General features: G+C 59.2%; 16 protein-coding genes. All 16 read left to right on the top strand.

The window, feature by feature from the left end; genetic code table 11:
• Positions 1-374 precede the first annotated feature (374 nt).
• The 16 genes from ACTQVX_RS00530 to pstC all read left to right on the top strand — a co-directional run bounded on the left by ACTQVX_RS00530 (position 375) and on the right by pstC (position 18,640).
• Positions 375-809, top strand: a complete 435-nt coding sequence (locus ACTQVX_RS00530) for a division/cell wall cluster transcriptional repressor MraZ (protein ID WP_035137949.1) — start codon at positions 375-377, stop codon at positions 807-809.
• Positions 810-829: 20 nt separating this feature from the next.
• Positions 830-1,795: a 16S rRNA (cytosine(1402)-N(4))-methyltransferase RsmH gene (rsmH, locus tag ACTQVX_RS00525; protein ID WP_441540636.1), complete on the top strand. Its 966-nt coding sequence runs from the start codon at positions 830-832 to the stop codon at positions 1,793-1,795.
• A gap of 90 nt (positions 1,796-1,885) precedes the next feature.
• Entirely contained in the window at positions 1,886-2,356 is a 471-nt protein-coding gene (locus ACTQVX_RS00520; protein WP_427719178.1) for a hypothetical protein, read from the top strand.
• A gap of 239 nt (positions 2,357-2,595) precedes the next feature.
• Entirely contained in the window at positions 2,596-4,239 is a 1,644-nt protein-coding gene (locus tag ACTQVX_RS00515; protein ID WP_427719181.1) for a peptidoglycan D,D-transpeptidase FtsI family protein, read from the top strand.
• A gap of 124 nt (positions 4,240-4,363) precedes the next feature.
• On the top strand, positions 4,364-5,788 hold the full coding sequence (locus ACTQVX_RS00510) for a UDP-N-acetylmuramoyl-tripeptide--D-alanyl-D-alanine ligase (RefSeq protein ID WP_441540637.1): 1,425 nt from the start codon (positions 4,364-4,366) through the stop codon (positions 5,786-5,788).
• Between the two features lie 3 nt (positions 5,789-5,791).
• A complete protein-coding gene (gene mraY, locus ACTQVX_RS00505; protein ID WP_441540638.1) occupies positions 5,792-6,811 on the top strand; it encodes a phospho-N-acetylmuramoyl-pentapeptide-transferase in 1,020 nt (339 codons plus the stop codon).
• 9 nt (positions 6,812-6,820) lie between these two features.
• Entirely contained in the window at positions 6,821-8,227 is a 1,407-nt protein-coding gene (gene murD, locus ACTQVX_RS00500; RefSeq protein ID WP_441559894.1) for a UDP-N-acetylmuramoyl-L-alanine--D-glutamate ligase, read from the top strand.
• Positions 8,228-8,236: 9 nt separating this feature from the next.
• On the top strand, positions 8,237-9,757 hold the full coding sequence (gene ftsW / locus ACTQVX_RS00495) for a putative lipid II flippase FtsW (protein ID WP_441559893.1): 1,521 nt from the start codon (positions 8,237-8,239) through the stop codon (positions 9,755-9,757).
• Complete coding sequence (gene murG / locus ACTQVX_RS00490; RefSeq protein ID WP_441559891.1) at positions 9,747-10,862, top strand: undecaprenyldiphospho-muramoylpentapeptide beta-N-acetylglucosaminyltransferase; 1,116 nt, start codon at positions 9,747-9,749, stop codon at positions 10,860-10,862. The genes ftsW and murG overlap by 11 nt, the downstream gene beginning before the upstream one ends.
• A gap of 96 nt (positions 10,863-10,958) precedes the next feature.
• Positions 10,959-12,377 (top strand): UDP-N-acetylmuramate--L-alanine ligase, encoded by a 1,419-nt coding sequence (murC, locus tag ACTQVX_RS00485; RefSeq protein ID WP_154515246.1) that lies wholly within the window; start codon positions 10,959-10,961, stop codon positions 12,375-12,377.
• A gap of 5 nt (positions 12,378-12,382) precedes the next feature.
• Positions 12,383-13,294 carry a UDP-N-acetylmuramate dehydrogenase gene (gene murB / locus ACTQVX_RS00480; protein ID WP_154515248.1) on the top strand — a complete coding sequence of 304 codons (912 nt, stop codon included), beginning with the start codon at positions 12,383-12,385 and terminating at the stop codon, positions 13,292-13,294.
• A 205-nt stretch (positions 13,295-13,499) separates the two neighbouring features.
• The gene (locus ACTQVX_RS00475) at positions 13,500-14,516 is read left to right on the top strand and encodes a cell division protein FtsQ/DivIB (protein ID WP_427719196.1); all 1,017 of its coding nucleotides are present in this window, start codon (positions 13,500-13,502) and stop codon (positions 14,514-14,516) included.
• 200 nt (positions 14,517-14,716) lie between these two features.
• On the top strand, positions 14,717-15,868 hold the full coding sequence (gene ftsZ / locus ACTQVX_RS00470) for a cell division protein FtsZ (RefSeq protein WP_427719199.1): 1,152 nt from the start codon (positions 14,717-14,719) through the stop codon (positions 15,866-15,868).
• A gap of 210 nt (positions 15,869-16,078) precedes the next feature.
• Positions 16,079-16,879: a polyphenol oxidase family protein gene (locus ACTQVX_RS00465; RefSeq protein WP_441559889.1), complete on the top strand. Its 801-nt coding sequence runs from the start codon at positions 16,079-16,081 to the stop codon at positions 16,877-16,879.
• Positions 16,876-17,712, top strand: a complete 837-nt coding sequence (locus tag ACTQVX_RS00460) for a phosphate ABC transporter substrate-binding protein (RefSeq protein WP_154515256.1) — start codon at positions 16,876-16,878, stop codon at positions 17,710-17,712. The genes ACTQVX_RS00465 and ACTQVX_RS00460 overlap by 4 nt, the downstream gene beginning before the upstream one ends.
• Before the next feature lies 1 nt (position 17,713).
• Positions 17,714-18,640, top strand: a complete 927-nt coding sequence (gene pstC / locus ACTQVX_RS00455) for a phosphate ABC transporter permease subunit PstC (RefSeq protein WP_441033191.1) — start codon at positions 17,714-17,716, stop codon at positions 18,638-18,640.
• The last annotated feature ends 2 nt before the right edge of the window (positions 18,641-18,642 follow it).

Genomic DNA, 18,642 nt, shown 5'->3' with positions numbered 1-18,642 from the left:
TCCGCCCCATCTTTTGTCTTGCGCCGATGCGCCGGTGGGTCGCGCGTGACGTTGGTGGGGAAGTTTGGGGGGCGATGTGAACGGCGCGTAAAGGGACACAAAATTCGCCTCAAGGTCAACTTGAAGGTTGAGGTTGAAAGCCGGGCTGCTACAGATGGCATCCCGGCTTTGCTGTAAACACAACATATTGTGTTTTCGAACATATGAACGAGGGTGTTTTACAGCATATAGAGGGTGGAGTGGTGGGGTGTTGTGGGGGAAGGTGTGGGGAAAGATGTTGAAAAATGGGGCAGTTCCCCATATTATTAATGACGTCGACAGGCGGGGTGGTTCCCCGCGTACGTGCCATCTGAGTAACCGAGGGGAGGGCGCACATGGGAATGACGGGTGCATACGAGCGCAATCTCGATGCAAAAGGTCGTCTGTCCCTGCCTGCACCCCTTCGCGAGGAGCTTGGAGAGCATGTTCGCGTGTTCAAAGCCCTGGATGTCGATGCTCTGTACGTGTTCTCTGCCGAGGCCTTCGATAAGTGGGTCGAAGGACTCTTCGCGGGTCGTGAGGGCCACGAGGGTTTTAACCCGCGTGACATCAACGACCAGAAACTCATGAGGGCGATCAACAAGCGCACCACCTCGATGGATGTGGACAGCGCCGGTCGTATCGGTCTTTCTGAGTCTCTCCGCAAGCAGGCGAACCTCGACCGCGAGGTCACGGTTGTGGGCAACTACGACCACCTCGAGGTTTGGGACCGTGCTACGGCCGATGAGGACGATGACGATGAGGCTCTGCTGGACCTCTTCTTCTCGTAAGGGCAAGGCATGAGTAACGGATGGAGCGTGGGATCTTGACACAAGAATATCGGCATGAACCTGTCATGCTCGGCGAAGTGCTTGAGTCGCTGCAGCTAAAGAGCGGATCTGTCGTCTGCGATTGCACCCTTGGCGGTGCCGGTCATTCGGTAAAGATGGCCGCGCAGGTGGGGGAGACGGGTCTTTTGCTTGGCGTCGATCAGGACGACATGGCCCTCGAGGCCGCTGGTGCCCGTCTGGACCGCGAGGTCCCCGGCGTCTCGCATCAGCTGCTGAAGGGCAACTTTGGCGACTTGGACGAGCTGCTTTGCTCGGCCGAGGTGCCCGGGGTCGATGGCTTCCTGTTCGACTTGGGCGTTTCGTCACCGCAACTCGATATCCCTGGCAGGGGCTTTTCGTATAACGAAGATGCCCCATTGGACATGCGGATGGATCCGGGTAACAACACCCTAAACGCAGCTGAGGTCATCAACACCTATAACGAACACGACCTCGCCCGGATTCTACGCGTCTATGGTGAAGAGAAGTTCGCCTCGCAGATCGCACGCGAGATCGTGCGTCGACGCGAGTCCGAACCGATTGAAACCACCGGTCAGTTTGTCGAGATCATCAAGGCTGGCATTCCGGCTGCCGCTCGTCGGCATGGCGGACACCCGGCCAAGAAAAGTTTCCAGGCCATTCGCATCGAGGTCAATCATGAACTCGATGTGCTCGAGAGAGGACTTGACGCCGCCACCAGGTGGCTCAACCCGGGCGGACGCATCTGCGTCATCTCGTATCACTCGCTCGAGGACCGTATCGTAAAGAACCACTTTAAGGAGATGAGCCAGGGGTGCACGTGTCCGCCGGAGATTCCGGTGTGCGTGTGCGGCAACGTGCCGATACTCAAGGTCATCACCCGCAAACCCTTGGTTGCCCAACCCGATGAGGTTGCGCGCAACCCTCGGGCGAGATCAGCCAAAATCCGCGTGGCGGAGCGCTTGTAGCGTTACGCGCGCGATATTGGACCTCCCGCTCGCACCATAAACGAAGCTTAAACACACTACCAACGTACTCGGGATGGGAGGCGGCATATCATGGGCTACAACACCTCAAACGCAGCGCTCGCCTATGATATGAACGCCATGCCCGCCTACCGCGAGGCACCGCAGGCGCCCGCTGCTCCTCGTGAGCAGCGCACACCGCGCTTTGATGTCTACACGGGCGCGGGCCGTCAGGCAAACCAGGCGGTAAGCCCGGTTTTCATGAGCGTTCTTAAAACGTTTTGCATCATTGCGGCTATCTTCATGACGATTGGCGTCGCCCGCGTGGCGCTTGCAAGCGTTACGGCCCAGGTGCTCAACAGCAACGCCGAGCTTACCAACACGCTCGAGAAGGCGACCGATGAGAGCTCTGACCTTGAGGTCATGCACTCTGTTTATGGTGCCGATACACGCATTCGCGATCTTGCGGGCGCTTATGGCATGGTGGAGCCCAGCGAGAGCGTTACGCTTGATTTTTCGCAGGATGCAGCCGCGGGCGCTAGCTCGGCTGCGGCTGTCCAGTAATAAGACGGTAGCTGAGTATGACAAATGATTATCGCCGCGGTCCAGACGGGAGTCGCGGGCAGGGACGTCCCTCTTCGCGGGGACGTTCTGGTTATCAAGGATCGGGTCGGTCATCTTACAACTTGGGGTCGAATCGTGGCAACGACCCAACGTCGCGCCTTCGCGGCTCGGATGACCCTCAAGTACGCAATAGCAGATCGAATAGACGATCTTCGACCGAATGGCTTACGGGGACGCCATTGCCTCGCCGTAATGCCGTCATGGGTTGTATCGGTTTGGGCCTGGCTGCGGGCGCCATTCGCCTTGCCGACTACCAGATCGTAAATGCCGATGAGTTGCGCGGGCGCGCCGATGCTCGACGCCTGCTTGCGGAGACGCTTTACGCCAAACGCGGCACGATCTACGACCGAAACGGCAACGTGCTGACGTCGTCGGTCGAGTGCAGCAATGTCGCCGTGAATCCACAGTTGATCGAGGATGTCGATAAAACGGTATCGGCCTTGGTTAAGGCGACTGGAATCGATAAGAAGACTTGCCGCAAGCTGGTTCAGTCCGATGGCACCTGGGTGTATATCAAGCGCCAGGTGGACGAGGACGATGCCGCGGCATTGAAGAAGAAAAATCTGCCCGGCGTGCTCTTTGAGCAGGCGATGAAGCGGGTGTATCCATACGGCAATCTGGCTTCGCAGGTTCTAGGCGTGGTGAACGTTGACAACGTGGGCCTAACGGGCCTTGAAAAGCAATATGACAAATTGCTGACCGGAACAAACGGCACGCTGGTACGAGAGCGTGCGAGGGACGATAGCTATATTGCGGGTGGCGCCTATAAAAAAGTCGCCGCCATCGATGGCGTTGACATCGTGACGACGCTGGATGTCAATATCCAGCGTGCAGCAGAGGACGCTCTGGCGGAGGCGGTCGAGAAGACCAAAGCCAAGAACGGTTCGGCTTTGGTGACAGACCCTACTACCGGCGAGATTCTGGCCGCCTGTTCGTATCCGACCTACGACCCGACCAATCTGGAGAACGCCAAGACCGAGGATATGAACTTGCGCTTGGTCACCGATGCGTATGAACCCGGTTCGGTCTTTAAGACGCTCGTTGCAGGTGCGGGTTTCGACTTGGGCGTCGTGCGCTCGAGTACGTCGTTTGAGGTGCCGGCGAGCATTAAGGTCGGCGACGATACCGTCACCGATGCCGATAAGCGTGACTACGCCATGACCATGGATGTGCGCGAGATGATGCGCCGCTCATCCAATGTTGGCTTTGTATTGGTCGGGCATAAGATCGGCGCGGACGATTTTGCCGCGTACGTGGACAAATGGGGCGTTGGACACAGTTCGGGCATCGATTTTCCCGGCGAGAGCCTTGGCATTGTCAAGGAGCGTGACCAGTATGACGGTGCCACGTTGGGCTCGATGAGTTTTGGCCAAGCGCTGTCTGTCTCGCCGATCGAGATTGCGCGCGCCGTGGGTGGCATTGCCAACGACGGCGTGATGATGACGCCGCACTTTTATAAATCCAGCAAAGGCGAGGAGAAGGACTGGGGCGAGGGCGAGCAGGCGATTTCTGAGGACGCCGCCGCCCAGGTGATATCGTGCATGCAGACGGTCGTTTCCGAGGGCACGGGTGTCGGGGGCGCCGTCGACGGTTACGACGTGGCGGGTAAGACCGGTACGGCCGAGCGCGCCGATGAAAAAGGCGGCTACCTCAAAGCGAGCTATATGTCGTCCTTTATGGGGTTTGCCCCGGCGCAAGCACCCAAGGTTTTGTGCTATATCACGCTCGACGGAACGCCGAGCGGTTCGGATGCTGCTGCCGTGCCGTTCCAGGTCATTATGGCTAACGCGCTCGATGTGTTGGGTATCCCACGCACCAAGTAGGGGGTTACAATCCTGAAAAGGGCTGTCGATTAATCTGGAGGGTGTTCACATGCCCTGCACCACGCATGCGCGGCGCTGGGATACAATACGCCGATAGCATTATTAGGTTTACAGGGGAGCTGCAATGATAGAGATCGCCGTCAACAACCTCGCGGCCGCAACAGGGGCCCGAACCGTGACGGGAGAAGCCGATCGGGTATGCCATGGGTGCGTTATCGACTCGCGCCAGGTTGAGGAAGGCACGATTTTTGTTGCCTTTCCGGGTGAAAAAGTCGACGGCAACGACTTTGCTTCCCGCGCCATCGAATCGGGCGCCGGCGCTGTTGTGATGACGCGCGAGCCCAACGCCGAGCTTGTATCGCTGGCTCAGCGTAAGGGCTGCGCCATCCTACACACCGATGATCCCGAGGAATTTTTGCTGCGCCTGGCACATGCCTATCGCACGCAGCTTGGCTGCCTAGTGGTTGGTATTACCGGCTCTATCGGTAAGACGACGACCAAGGATGTCCTTGCGGCAGTGCTTGCCAAGCGCTATCGCGTTTGGGCCACCAAGGGTAATTTTAACAATCTGATCGGTATGCCGCTCACGGTTTTGGCCGCTCCTGCCGACACCGAGGTGCTGGTTCTCGAGATGGGTATGAACCATTTTCACGAGATCGAGCGCCTTTCTCGGTCCGCCAATCCCAACCTTGCCATCGTGACCAAGATCGGCACCTCTCATATTGGAATCCTGGGAAGTCGCGAGAATATCGCCCGCGCTAAGTCCGAGATTGTTGGGGGCATGTGTGCCGCCGACGACCTTCTCCCGTTGCTGGTTTTGGGCGGCGAAGACGACTTCACCCCATTCATTCGTGAGACGTTTGCCGAGCCCGCGGGTATCGACGTGATGCTGGCGGGTGTTTCGGATGTTGATGAGGTTTGCGCCCGCGGCATTCACATTGATGATGAGGGCCGCCCGGTCTTTACGCTTGACTTTGGTATGGGTGAGTCCGTTGACACCATGCTCGCCATTCCCGGCGTCCAGTCCGTTCCCAATGCCGTTAAGGCCGCCGCAGTTGCCTATCGTTTGGGTGTGACCCCCGAGCAGATCGATGCTGCCTTTAGGGGTATCGCGATTACCGGTCATCGTCAGGAGATCAAACACGCCAAGAGCGGTGCCCGCATTATCGACGACTCGTATAACGCCAGCGCCGAATCCATGGCTGCTGGCCTTGACCTGCTGTGCTCGCTTTCGTGTTCTGGCTCTCGAATGGCGATTCTGGGCGAGATGGGCGAAATGGGCGACGAGGCCCCCCGCATGCATGAGCTGGTGGGCGCCTATGCCGCGGCTAAGAAGCTCGATATGCTGGCGTGCGTGGGCGGTGAGCTGGCCGCTCGTATGGCCGAAGCCGCGCGCATGATGGGCATGGACGAGGACCGCATCCAGGTGTTCTCCGATTATCAGCAGGTGCTCGACCGTATGGCCGGCGCACTTGAGAAACATGACGTTGTGCTGGTCAAGGGCTCTCGCTTTGTCGAGCTCGACCGCTTTGTGGAAGGTGTGTGCTAGCCCATGTTCGGGAACCCCGCGTATCCTACATACCAGGCCTTTTTGGGACTTGGCCTCGCCGCCGCCATTGCGCTGCTGCTCATGCCGTGGTGGATCAAGCTTCTTAAGGTCGAGGGTATCGGCCAGCAGGTCCGCGCCGATGGACCCAAACGCCACCTGATTAAGCAGGGCACGCCCACCATGGGCGGCGTTGTCATTCTCGTAGCCGTTTCGCTGACGTGCCTTTTGATGGGCAAGCTCACCACCGAGCTTGTGCTCGTGCTGCTTGCCACGCTTGCAACCGGCGTTCTGGGCCTTATCGACGATTTGACCTCTGTCACGCACGGTCGTTCGCTCGGCCTGACGCCCCACGCCAAGATGATCGGTCTCACCATTATCTGCGTCACGTTTACCGTACTTGCCGTCAGCTGGTGCGGCGTTGCCCCCGAGATTCGTTTTCCTGGCGGTCTGACGATTGACCTCGGTATCTTCTCGACCACCATTGGTGGCCTTACCTTTCCGTGGCTCTACATCGTCTTTTGCTGGCTGATGATCGCCGGTCTTTCTAATGCCGTGAACCTGACCGATGGCCTGGACGGCCTTGCCGGTGGCACCTCCATGATTGCCATGCTTGCCATGGCTGCCATGGCGTTTTTGCACGGTGACGTAAACCTGTCTATCTTCTGTACCGCATGTGCTGGTGCTTGCCTGGGCTTCCTTTGGTTCAACTGCTATCCGGCGAGCATCTTTATGGGTGATACCGGCTCTCTTGCCTTGGGTGCGGCCTTTGCCTGCACGTCCATTATGACCAACACCGAGGTCGTCTCGCTCATCATCGGCGGCCTGTTTATCGTCGAGACCCTGTCGGTCATGATTCAGGTCGTCTACTTCCACTTTACGCATAAGCGCGTCTTCCTTATGGCGCCCATTCATCATCATTTCGAGAAGAAGGGATGGGCCGAGACTAAGGTCGTCATCCGTTTTTGGATTGTCGCTGCCGCTTTTGGCGCTCTGGGCCTTGCCCTGTTTTTTCAGTTGGGATAGTGGTTTTTCATGCCTCTTGCAGATTCCTTTAGCCTGCTCGTCTTGGGCCAGGGTAAGTCCGGTCTAGATGTCGCTCGCTGGGCGCTTGCGCACCCCGAGCGCGTGAGTACCGTTACCGTGTACGGCGGCGGCACGTCCGAGCCCAATGATGCCACGCGCTCGCTCGAGGCGCGCGGGGTATCGTTTGTCTACGGAACCGAGCAGGTCGAGGGCGCGTTTGATGTATGCGTGACGTGTCCGGGCATCTCGGAGTTCTCGGCATTCTTTAAGGCTGGCCGCGATCACGCTGCCCAGATCATGGGTGAGCCCGAGTTTGCCTACCGCCTGTCTCCCAAAAATTGGATCGCCATTACGGGCACCAACGGCAAGACAACCACCACGTCGCTGACCGACTACCTGCTTAAGGCAGCGGGCGAGGCGAGCGTTGCTGTCGGTAATATCGGTGAGCCTCCGGTGAACGAAATCGACGACCGCGCGCATAACGAGTGGTTTGTAGCTGAGCTTTCGAGCTATCAGATCGCAACGACCCAGGAACTCCACCCCCGTGTGGCGGTGCTGCTCAACATCACCCCCGACCATCTGGGCTGGCACAAGAGCCATAAGAACTATGCGCTCGCCAAGATTAAGCTCTTCGAGAATATGGTCGATGATGACCTTGTGGTTATCGACGTCGAGGATGCCGGTATCCATGAATTCGATGAGTATGTCTACACGCCGGGTCGTCGCATCTGCAAGGTCGCCTTTGACGAGCCTGCGGGCGAGGACGCCGCATTTGTGCGCGATGGCAAGATGGTCGTTCGCCTGAAGGGCGTCGAGACCCCGCTCATCGCCACGTCCGAGCTCAAAATCTCCGGACATCACAATGTCATCAATGCCCTGTGCGCTGCCACGGCTGCCCTGGCTGTCGGCGCCGATGTCGACGGTGTGTGTCGCGGCCTGGCCTCGTTCCAGCCGCTGGAGCACCGCGTTGAGCCCTGTGGCGAGATCGATGGCGTGCGCTACGTCAACGATTCCAAGGCAACGAACACCGATGCGGTCGAAAAGGCCCTGACGGCGTTTCCCGACGACGACGTTATCTTGCTGCTCGGTGGTCACGATAAGGGCACGCCACTCGAGTCCTTCGCCCGCGTTGTCATGGACAACGTGCGATCGGTCGTCTGCTTTGGCGATGCGCGCGAGCGCTTTACCGCCGCTATGGACGAGGCCGATGTCGATGGTGACGTTGATATCGCTCAGGCTGACGACCTGCGCGACGCCGTCGACGTTGCCCGTTCGCTGTCGAGCCGAGGCGACGTGATTCTGCTTTCTCCTGCCTGTTCTTCGTTCGATGAGTTCTCGGGCTACGAGGAGCGCGGCCGCGTGTTTAAGGACTACGTGGCCCAGCTTGCCGCCGCAGCGAAATCGCAAATGGAATAGGGGCCGCCGGTGAGAGAGGAGAGCCCCCGACAAGGTATGAGGAGGCCCGACTCGGACCGTGCTTCCTCGCAGCGCAGTACGCCGCGTTCCGGTCGCGGCGGGCAGACGCTCAGCGAACGCTATATTGCCGGCGTCCCCGCCCGCATCATGCGCCCTCGTTTGATATTCATGGCGTGCCTGTTTACTTTAGTGTGCTTTGGTCTGCTGATGGTGTACTCGGCGTCATCGGTCGAGGCATTGCACGAGAACGGCTCGGCGACGTTTTTCCTGGTTCGACAGGCTACCTTTGCCGGGGTTGGCGTGCTTGCCATGGTTGCGATCGTTCGCGTCTTGCCGGACAGCTGGTTTGGGGAAGATGTACTTAGGGTCTTCCTTATCGGCATGATTCTCTTGCTGTTTGCGGTATTTCTTGTCGGCAGTGGCAGCCGTGGCGCCACGCGCTGGCTCAACATCGCCGGTATTCAGTTCCAGCCGTCTGAGTTTTTAAAGCCGCTTGCCATCGCGTATTCGGCCATCATACTCGACCGTTTCTTTTCGCCCGGTGGCAACATCAACGAGTTCCTTCGTAAGATGGTCGTCTACTTGGGCATTTCGCTCTTTTTGATCTTTATCCAGCCCGATTATGGCACCGTCTTGATCATCTCGCTGACCCTCATGTGTATGGCGTTATTTGCGGGCCTAGACCCCAAGTTTATCATCGGCGTGATCATTCTCGTCATTGTCATGAGTGTGTTTGCGCTTGTTGCAGAGCCGTACCGCATGGTGCGTGTTCAGGTTGCCCTGAACCCTTGGGCCGACGAGTATGGCGATGGCTATCAGGCAACGCTTGCCATCATGGCGTTTGCTTCGGGCGGCTTGTTCGGCCGCGGCATCGGTAACTCCACCATGAAGTATTCGTATCTGCCCGAGGCACACAACGACTATATTCTGGCCATTATCGGCGAGGAGGTCGGTTTTGTCGGGACCGCGCTGCTCTTCCTGGTCTTTGCGATGCTGATTTACTCAGCGTTTCGCATTGCCGAACAGGCTGCGGACCGTCGCGGAGCGCTCATGGCATCGGGTTCCGCAGTCATTCTCGCGGTACAGTTTTTGATCAATGCGCTGGGCATCCTCAACGTGTTTCCCATGACGGGTAAGCCGCTGCCATTTATCAGCTACGGCGGTTCGTCGATTATCGTATCGCTTATGCTTGCGGGGCTGATCTTGCGCGTCTCGCACGAGAGCGCCCGTCGTGATGAGTACGACCGTCGCCGCGAGAGCTTTGCCGTTATGGACGAGAGCACCGCCGGCGTGCCCCATGTGCGCGGCGATCGCCCTTCGCGCAACGGTTTTACCGTCTTGGATGGCTCTGCGTCCGAGCCGGCGGCTCGTACGCGCCCGCGAACGGCTCCGCAGGGGCGTCCCCAACGCCCGAACCCCCGAAGCTCGGGCGGCGGATATAATCGAATCAATTTGAATTCGGACCCGTCGGCGCGTCTGCGCACCGACGATCAGGGACCGCGCGTACGAAGGGATTTTCATGACCGATAAGATGACCGTTGCTATCGCAGCCGGCGGCACGGCGGGACATATCAACCCTGCGCTTGCCTTGGCTGAGGAGTTGCGCGACCGCGGACATCATGTTGTGTTCGTGGGCCAGTCGCACAAGCTCGAGGGTCGTTTGGTTCCCGAGGCCGGGTTCGATTTTGTACCTATCACGGTCACGGGCTTCGACCGTTCCCGTCCTTGGACCGCGCTGAGCTCGCTGTGGCGCGTCAATAAGGCCAAGCGCTCGCTCGCCAGCCATTTCTCAAAGGTTGGCAAGCCCGATGCTGCCATCGGTTTTGGTGCCTACGTCGAGGTCCCGCTGCTGGGCTGGTGCAAGGATACGGGCGTTCCGTATCTGCTGCACGAGCAGAACTCTGTTCCGGGCCTGGCCAATAAGATGATGAGCTCCCATGCCGCCCGCGTGTGTATCTCGGTGCCGGCTGCGCGCTCTGTCTTTGAGCGCGAGGGCGACCCCGAGCATGTGCTCATGACCGGTAATCCGGTGCGCCGCTCGGTCATTGAGGGCGATCGCGCCCGCGGCCGCGAGGCACTTGGCGTGCCCGAGGATGCGACGCTTCTGCTCGTCTTTGGCGGTTCGCTCGGTGCCCAGCATCTCAACGAGCGCGTAGCCTCGCTCAAAAGTGAGCTGCTGACCCGCGAGAATCTCTACATTTTGCATTCGACGGGAGCCGACGGCTTTGAGGACACCGAGCGTGCTTTGGCGCTGACGTCCGATGAGATGAAGCGCTATCGCGTCCAGCCCTACATTGACAACATGGGCGACATGCTAGCTGCAGCTGACCTGGTGCTCTCGCGCTCCGGCGCCTCGAGCGTGGCCGAGATTGCCGCCCTCGCCGTGCCTTCGGTGCTCGTGCCGTATCCGCATGCCACGGCCGACCACCAGACGACCAATGCGCGTTATCTGGTCGATGCCGGCGCCGGCGTGCTTTGTGCCGATGCCGATATCGATGCTCCGGCGTTTGCCGAGGAGCTGCTGCATCTGGTCGATGACGCCGCAGCGCGCGATGCCATGCGTCAGGCGGCGCGCGGGTTGGCTCAGGACCGCGCCGCCGCACTTTTGGCCGATGCGGTAGAGGGTTTGCGTTAGTTAGACGGGATATCGAGCTTGCGCTCGCGCGGATGAGGTAGGTGCGGTACAGTTAACGGGTTACAGGCAGTGTTTACGCAAGGAGTACACGAGCACATGGCTGATTCCCAGACTGCAACCTCCGCGCCCGAGTTCAAGAGCGCCCACTTTATCGGTATCGGTGGCGCCGGCATGAGCGGCATCGCTCTCGTTTTGCACGAGCGTGGCTATGCCGTTACCGGTTCCGACCTTAAGACCTCGCGCTACATTCGTCAGCTTACCCGTGCTGGCGTGAAGGTTCATGTGGGCCACGAGGCCGCCACGATCGATGAGGTCAAGCCCGACGTGGTCGTGGTCTCTACCGCTATTCCTGAGTCCAACCCCGAGCTTGTGCGTGCTCGCGAGCTCGGTATTCCTGTGTGGCCCCGCGCCAAGATGCTCTCGGCTCTGGGCCACGGCTACACCACCATCGCTGTTGCCGGTACGCACGGCAAGACCACGACGTCCTCGATGTGTGCCACTATGCTCGACCGCATGGGTCTGGATCCCAGCTTTTTGATCGGCGGTATCGTCGAGGGTTACGATACCAACGGAAAGAACGGCTCGGGTGACTACTTTGTCGCCGAGGCCGATGAGTCCGACAGCTCGTTCCTGTTCCTGAACCCCAACGTGGTCATCGTGACCAACGTCGAGGCCGACCATCTCGACCACTACTCGGGCATCGAGGAGATCGAGGCCACCTTTGCCAAGTTTATGGGCCTGGTTGGAGAGAGCGGTACCGTCATCGTTTGCGGTGAGGACCCGCATCTGGTCGAACTCGCCAAGTCGACGGGTCGCCACGTGCTTTCCTATGGCTTTGCCGAAACCAACGACGTCGTCTGCGTGCATCCGGATGTCAAGGGCATTCAGAGCGACTTTATCGTTCGCTTTGAGGATGGGACCGAGCATGCTGTCGAGATCAAGAGCAACCCCGGTCGCCACAACATGCTCAACGCCACGGCAGTGCTAACCGTTGCCCATGTCCTGGGTCTCGACGTCGATGCCGCAGCCGAGGCGCTTTCGAGCTTTGAGGGCGTCCGCCGCCGCTTTACCCATGTGGGCGATATTGACGGCATCACCGTGGTCGATGACTACGGCCATCACCCCACCGAGATCAAGGCGACGCTTGCCGCCGCCTCGTCGCTGGGCTATAAGCATGTTGACGTCGTGTTCCAGCCGCACCGCTATTCGCGTTTGCAGGCGCTGTGCGATGACTTTGCCGATGCCTTCGCCAATGCCGATAAGCTGCTGCTCATCGATGTGTTCTCTGCCGGCGAGATGCCGATTCCGGGCGTAACCTCCAAGATGCTCGCTGATACTGTGCGCGCCAAGCACCCTGGCAAGGAGGTCGTGTACTGCTCCAGCCGTCTCGAGCTCAATCGTGAGCTCGAGAAGATGGTAGGTGAGGGCGATCTGCTGCTTACTATGGGCGCCGGCGACGTTACGACCGTTGGCCCTGAGTTCATCGAGTATCTGACTGCCAAGAAAGACGCTTAGCCCCTATGGGTCTGTTTAACGCCGTCATGGCGCTTTCGGGCATGATCGACACGGATGTAGTCGAGGATGAACGCCTTGCGCGTCATACGAGTTATCGTATCGGCGGCAAGGCCGACCTCTTCGTGACGTGCCATAGCTATCATGCCCTTCGTCGTGCCGTGGCAGTGCTCGACCGTGAGCAGGTGCCGTGGGTCATTATCGGCAAGGGATCTAATCTGCTCGTTGCCGATGCGGGCTATCGCGGCGCCGTCATTTCGCTGGGGCGTGAGTTTCAGCGCACCGTTGTTGCCGAGGACGGTTGCACGCTGACCGTTGGCGCGGGCGTTATGTTCGCACGTCTGGTCAACGATGCCCTGTCGCGCGGGCTTTCGGGCCTTGAGTTTGCGGTTGGCATCCCCGGCTCGGTCGGCGGCGCCGTATCTATGAACGCCGGTACGCGTACCGAGTGGATAGGTTCGCTTGTCGAGGATGTGGTCACGTTTGACCCGGCATCCGGCATTAAGCATTATGCGGGGTCCGAGATTGCCTGGGGCTACCGTGAGTGCAGCCTGCCGCGTAACGAGATTATTCTCGAGTGCGTGCTTAAGCTCAAGCCTGCGCCTAAGGCCGACATTCGCGAGCGTATGGAGCGGTACCTGACGAGGCGCAAACGCACGCAGCCCATGGGTCGCGCTTCTTGCGGGTCGGTCTTTCGCAATCCACCCGACGCGAGCGTTGGCAAGCTGATTGAGGATTGTGGATTAAAGGGTTTTTCGGTTGGCGGTGCGGAAGTTTCGCCCGTACACGCTAATTTTATCGTTAATAACGGTACCGCCTCGGCCGATGATGTGGCCGCGGTTATCAGGCATGTGCACGGAAAGGTGAGGGAGGCGTATGGCATCGAGCTCAGACCGGAAGTCAAATTCCTCGGCTTCTAGAGCATCGAAACCCACCTTCCGCCGCGCCGGAGGGCGTTCCGGCGCACCCGTCCAGCCTCAACGCAAGCCCCCTGTGTCCCCCAAGCCCGCTGGATCCGTACGGTCCGCCAAACGTCCGGTCGTCGGCTCGCAACTTGGTGGACGCACTGCCGCAAAAAAGACGGTTCACCCGGCTCCGCGCCCCTCGGTGACGTCTAAGTCGGCGATGGGTGCCAAGCCCTCTCGCCCCATAGTGACGCCCAAGCCCTCGCTGGGGGCTAAAGCGACGCATCCCGGTCGTACGTTGGGCGCTGCCAAGCCGCGCTCGTTGACGTCGGTGCCCGCCACTAAGGCACCTGCGACCAATAAGGGTATCAATCCGCTGTCGTCGCTTGGCGCCATGGCGAGTAAGACGTCCGAGGCCGCCTCTGCCGTTAAGGGCAAGGGCAAAATCGTGGGCGGAATCTTGGCGGCTGTGGCCGTGCTTGCCGTTGTTGCCATCGTCGTTATCAATTCCGGCCTGTTTGCCGCTACCGATATTCAGATCGAGGGCAGCGAGCATGTGACCAAGCACGATGCCATGCAGCTGATCAGTCTGCCCGAGAACACATCGCTCTTCAACGTAAATCCCGACCAGATTACCGAAGATCTCAAGCAGAACCCGTGGGTTTCGGGCGTGGACGTTCAACGGCAGTTTCCCCACACGCTCGTCATTACGCCGACGGAGCGCAAGGTCACCGCGATCGCTTATATAAGTTCCGACGATCTTGCCTGGGCCATCGGCGACGATGACACCTGGATCGCACCGCTTTCGACCTCTGTGGAGGTGGACGACCAGGGAAATGTCGTCACTTCGGGTGAGGGCGCCAACACATTGAGCGGTATCGATGCTGCGTTGGCGCTGGCCAAGCACTACGGGGCCGTGCTGCTTACCGATGTCTCGGCTGATGTCGAGCCGGTCTCGGGGCGGGCCGTTTCTTCCAAGGCCGTTAAAGCGGGCCTGGATTACGTGCGTGGTTTTTCCGGCGAATTCTTGGCGCAGATCAAGGATATTTCTATACCTTCGGTCGAGGCCATCTCGGCGAATCTTGATAATGGCGTTGAGGTCTCGCTGGGCGATTCTGATGATATCGCCAAGAAGGAACGCGTCGTGACCAAGCTTCTGTCGCAGGTAGAGGGCGTAACCTACATTAACGTTCGGTCTCCCGGCAACTATACGTTTAGAAACGCACCGACCGCTTAGCGTCGGTGCGTGGCTTTGTTGAGGGGCCATACCACGCCGTTTATCTGGTTTGTTTGGTTTTCACGGTCAATTATTTGACTGATACGTTCATAATGTGCAAACATAATACGGTTTACCTTTGCATTTACTTTCAACCTGAAGGTTAATGTGCGCAGGGGTCAACCCATGCTATGGCTATAACCTTTGTTCGGAGGACCGACATGCACGAGACAGAGATCAACAACTACCTTGCCGTCATTAAGGTGGTCGGCGTCGGCGGCGGCGGTACCAACGCGGTCAATCGAATGATCGAAGAGGGCATTCGTGGCGTCGAGTTTGTTGCCATCAACACCGATGCTCAGGCGCTCGCGATCTCTGATGCCGATATCAAGGTCCACATCGGTACCGACCTTACCCGCGGCCTGGGCGCTGGCGCCAACCCCGAGGTTGGTCGCAAGGCCGCCGATGAGTCCCGCGATGACATCGCCGAGGCGCTCGCTGGCGCCGACATGGTGTTCATCACCTGCGGTGAGGGCGGTGGCACCGGCACCGGCGCCGCTCCCATCGTTGCCGATATCGCGATGAACGAGGTCGGTGCGCTGACCGTCGCCGTCGTGACCAAGCCCTTCACCTTTGAGGGCCGCAAGCGTAAGAAGAGCGCCGAAGAGGGCATTAAGACCCTTTCCGATTGCGTCGACACCATGATCGTTATCCCTAACGACAAGCTGCTCGACATCGCCGAGAAGAAGACCACCATGCTCGAGGCCTTCGCGATTGCCGATGGCGTCCTTTCCCAGGGCACCCAGGGCATCACCGACCTCATCACCGTCCCGGGCATCATCAACCTGGACTTCGCTGATGTTAAGACCATCATGAAGCAGGCCGGCACCGCCATGATGGGTATCGGTACTTCTTCTGGGGACACCCGTGCCGTCGACGCCGCCCAGCAGGCTATTTCCAGCCCGCTGCTCGAGAGCTCTATCGATGGCGCTACGCGCGTCCTGCTCTCCATCGCCGGCTCCAAGGATCTGGGCATCCAGGAGATCAGCGACGCTGCCGACGTTGTCGCCAACGCCGTCGATCCCGAGGCCAACATCATCTTCGGTACCGTTGTCGACGAGTCCCTAGGCGATCAGGTGCGCATCACCGTTATCGCTACGGGCTTCTCCGACTCTAATGTCAACCGTCAGGACGAGCTCTTCGCTGCCCAGCAGTCCCAGAGCAAGGCTTCCGTTGTCGAGCCTCAGCGTACCGCTCCCGCTGCAAGCTCGGCTCAGTCTGCCCCGACCCGCAATGTCGGCGGTACGGAGCTTCCCAATTTTGGTAACGACCAGTTTGAGCTTCCCGACTTCCTTAAGCGTGGTAGCTTCTAGTTCGTTTTTCTCAACAACCTGCACGGGGTGTATCCATTTGGATGCACCCCGTTTTGTTTCTCGTTTGTAAACGAAAGTCTCCAATCTCTTTACGTTCCCCTTACGTTTGGTTCCTACCGCTGCGGGTATCCTTTTGTAGAAGTATGGCAGCCGTATGGCACGGACTGCTGCGGCTTGGCCGCGATACTCGTGTTATTAGGAGGCTTTAGTATGGCAGCACGTGCGGACAACGTTTCGCGTGTCGACCATGATGGAGTTACGTTGGTAGAGGGCGCGACGCACGATGTCCGCTTTGCCTTCACCGAACGCACTGGCGGTGTTTCCGAAGATGCGTACTCCTCACTCAATCTGGGCTCGCATGTTGGCGACGACCCCTTTGCCGTTCAAGAAAATCGTCGCCGCGTACTCGAGGCCATGGGTATTGCCGAGTGCGAGCACAACCTGCTTGTCCCCAATCAGGTACACGGTGACAATGTCGTGACGGTGACCTCGAACGGCGCCGATGATCTTGAGAACATTCGCGAGCAGATTGCCGAGGGCTGCGATGCCCTCGTCTGCACGGCGCATGAGGTGCCCGTGATGCTTTGCTTTGCCGATTGTGTTCCCGTTGTGCTGGTGGCTCCCGGCGGCTTTGCCGTGGTGCATTCTGGCTGGAAGGGCACGATTGCGTGCATTTCCGCCAAGGCGTGCCAAGCGCTCTGCGAGGCGGCTGGCTGCAAGCCAGACGACATCTCTGCCTATATTGGGCCCCATATCCTGGGTGACGAGTACGAGGTGTCCCAAGAACTTATGGACCGCTTTGCCTCCGAGTTCGCGTGCATCGATGCTGCCGCTTCTCGTATGCTCGATCTTTCCGCCGCCATTCGCGAGGCGCTGATGGATGCCGGCGTCGAAGCGAACGGCATTGTGGACACCAAGCTCTCCACCGTTCGTCAGAACGACCGCTTTTATTCCTACCGCAACGAGGGTGGCACCTGTGGGCGCCATGCTGCGATCGGCGTGATGCTATGAGAAAGATCGCATCGGTCCTAAGCGCGGCAGTGCTCACGCTTACGCTGTGTGCCTGCTCCTCGGGATCTTCCACGTCTTCTATCACCGTGGCCGGCTCGACCACCTGCCTTCCCATTGCCGAGATTGCGGCCGAGGGCTTTAAGGAGGAGACCGGCACCGACGTGCTCGTCTCTGGCCTTGGCTCTTCTGCCGGTATCGAGGCCGTCAGCAACGGCACGGCTGACATCGCCAGCTCGTCTCGTGGCCTCAATGCCGACGAGCAGAATCTGGGCCTGACCCCGATTGTAATCGCGCACGACGGCATCGCAGTCATCGTGAACGACGATAATCCGGTCGACAACCTCTCGACCGAGCAGCTTCGCGACATATACGCCGGTAAGATTACCAACTGGAAGGAAGTCGGCGGAGAGGACCTGAAGATTCAGGTTATTAACCGCGATGAGGCGTCCGGTACGCGCGAGGCCTTCCGTACCATCGTGATGGACGGCACGCCGTTCGATCGTCGCTCTGCCGTTCTTTCGGGCACGGGCCAGGTACGCGATGTCGTGTCCCGTTCGCGTGGTGCTATTGGCTACATCTCGCTGGGTTTTGTCGAGAGCCTCAACGCTAAGACTTCGGTTAAGGCTGTTTCGGTCAACCATGTCGAGGCATCCGAGAAGACGGTCGCAAGTGGCGGCTACCCCATCTCGCGCGACCTTTACTTCTTTGTGAAGGGTACGCCTTCGCAGCGTGCGCAGGACTACATTGACTATGTGACGTCCGAGAAGATGGACAAGCAGATTCGCGAGGCGGGCTTTATTCCCGTCACCAACGACGGAAAGGGGAGTGAGTAGCATGGAAGCGCAGGAAACCCCCCAGATTGAGCGAGAGGCTCAGGCGCCCAAAAAGCGTGAGTTGGCGTTGGTGTCGCGCAGCACCTATCTCAAAGAGAAGGCGCTGCAGTGGATCTTCTTTGCTTGCGCGTTCTTGGCGGTCGTCACCGTCATCCTGATTTTTGTCTTTACCACGTACTCGGCGTTGCCCGTCTTTACCGACATCGGTTTGGCGGACTTCTTTAGCTTTACGTGGGCGCCCTCCGAGGGCCATTACGGCATTATGTCGCTGCTGGCGGGCTCTGGTCTGGTGACGGTCGGTGCGCTCGCCATGGGTGTGCCCCTGGGTGTGGGCACGGCCGTGTATCTGGTCGAGATCGCCGGCAAGCGCGTGCGCAGTCTCATCAGCCCCGCCGTCGACCTGCTGGCGGGTATCCCCTCCATCATCTACGGTTTCTTTGGCATGGTCATCATCCGTCCGTTTATCGCGCAGCTGACCGGCGGTCTTGGCTTTGGTGCGCTGACAGCGTGGCTCGTGCTCGCCATCATGATCGTTCCCACCATCACCACGCTCACCATCGATGCCCTCAATTCCATTCCCATGGGCATTCGCGAGGCATCCTATGCCATGGGTGCCACCAAGTGGCAGACCATCTACAAGGTCGTGCTGCCTGCAGCCAAGTTGGGCATCGTCGATGCGATTGTCTTGGGCATGGGTCGTGCCATCGGTGAGACCATGGCCGTGCTCATGGTCGTTGGCAACGCTCCGGTCATCCCGGACAGCATCTCGAGCCCCATCTCGACGCTCACGAGCCAGATCGCGCTCGATATGAGCTATTCCTCGGGCCTGCACCGCTCGGCTCTGTTTGGCATGGGCGTGGTCCTGTTTATCATTTCCGCCGCATTGGTGGGCATCGTCCGTCTGATTTCCAAGAAGAAGAGGGGGTAGGC

It is taken from the genome of Collinsella sp. LCP19S3_A6 (assembly GCF_052122015.1).
Taxonomy (GTDB): Bacteria; Actinomycetota; Coriobacteriia; order Coriobacteriales; family Coriobacteriaceae; genus Collinsella.
This window is presented reverse-complemented; position numbering and strand designations above follow the sequence as displayed.

What these genes read in the sequence shown, in the direction of transcription:
- ACTQVX_RS00530 (WP_035137949.1), top strand. Translation starts at nt 375, where the DNA reads ATGGGAATGACGGGTGCATACGAGCGCAATCTCGATGCAAAAGGTCGT.
- rsmH (WP_441540636.1), top strand. Translation starts at nt 830, where the DNA reads ATGGAGCGTGGGATCTTGACACAAGAATATCGGCATGAACCTGTCATG.
- ACTQVX_RS00520 (WP_427719178.1), top strand. Translation starts at nt 1,886, where the DNA reads ATGGGCTACAACACCTCAAACGCAGCGCTCGCCTATGATATGAACGCC.
- ACTQVX_RS00510 (WP_441540637.1), top strand. Translation starts at nt 4,364, where the DNA reads ATGATAGAGATCGCCGTCAACAACCTCGCGGCCGCAACAGGGGCCCGA.
- mraY (WP_441540638.1), top strand. Translation starts at nt 5,792, where the DNA reads ATGTTCGGGAACCCCGCGTATCCTACATACCAGGCCTTTTTGGGACTT.
- murD (WP_441559894.1), top strand. Translation starts at nt 6,821, where the DNA reads ATGCCTCTTGCAGATTCCTTTAGCCTGCTCGTCTTGGGCCAGGGTAAG.
- murG (WP_441559891.1), top strand. Translation starts at nt 9,747, where the DNA reads ATGACCGATAAGATGACCGTTGCTATCGCAGCCGGCGGCACGGCGGGA.
- murC (WP_154515246.1), top strand. Translation starts at nt 10,959, where the DNA reads ATGGCTGATTCCCAGACTGCAACCTCCGCGCCCGAGTTCAAGAGCGCC.
- murB (WP_154515248.1), top strand. Translation starts at nt 12,383, where the DNA reads ATGGGTCTGTTTAACGCCGTCATGGCGCTTTCGGGCATGATCGACACG.
- ACTQVX_RS00475 (WP_427719196.1), top strand. Translation starts at nt 13,500, where the DNA reads ATGGGTGCCAAGCCCTCTCGCCCCATAGTGACGCCCAAGCCCTCGCTG.
- ftsZ (WP_427719199.1), top strand. Translation starts at nt 14,717, where the DNA reads ATGCACGAGACAGAGATCAACAACTACCTTGCCGTCATTAAGGTGGTC.
- ACTQVX_RS00465 (WP_441559889.1), top strand. Translation starts at nt 16,079, where the DNA reads ATGGCAGCACGTGCGGACAACGTTTCGCGTGTCGACCATGATGGAGTT.
- ACTQVX_RS00460 (WP_154515256.1), top strand. Translation starts at nt 16,876, where the DNA reads ATGAGAAAGATCGCATCGGTCCTAAGCGCGGCAGTGCTCACGCTTACG.
- pstC (WP_441033191.1), top strand. Translation starts at nt 17,714, where the DNA reads ATGGAAGCGCAGGAAACCCCCCAGATTGAGCGAGAGGCTCAGGCGCCC.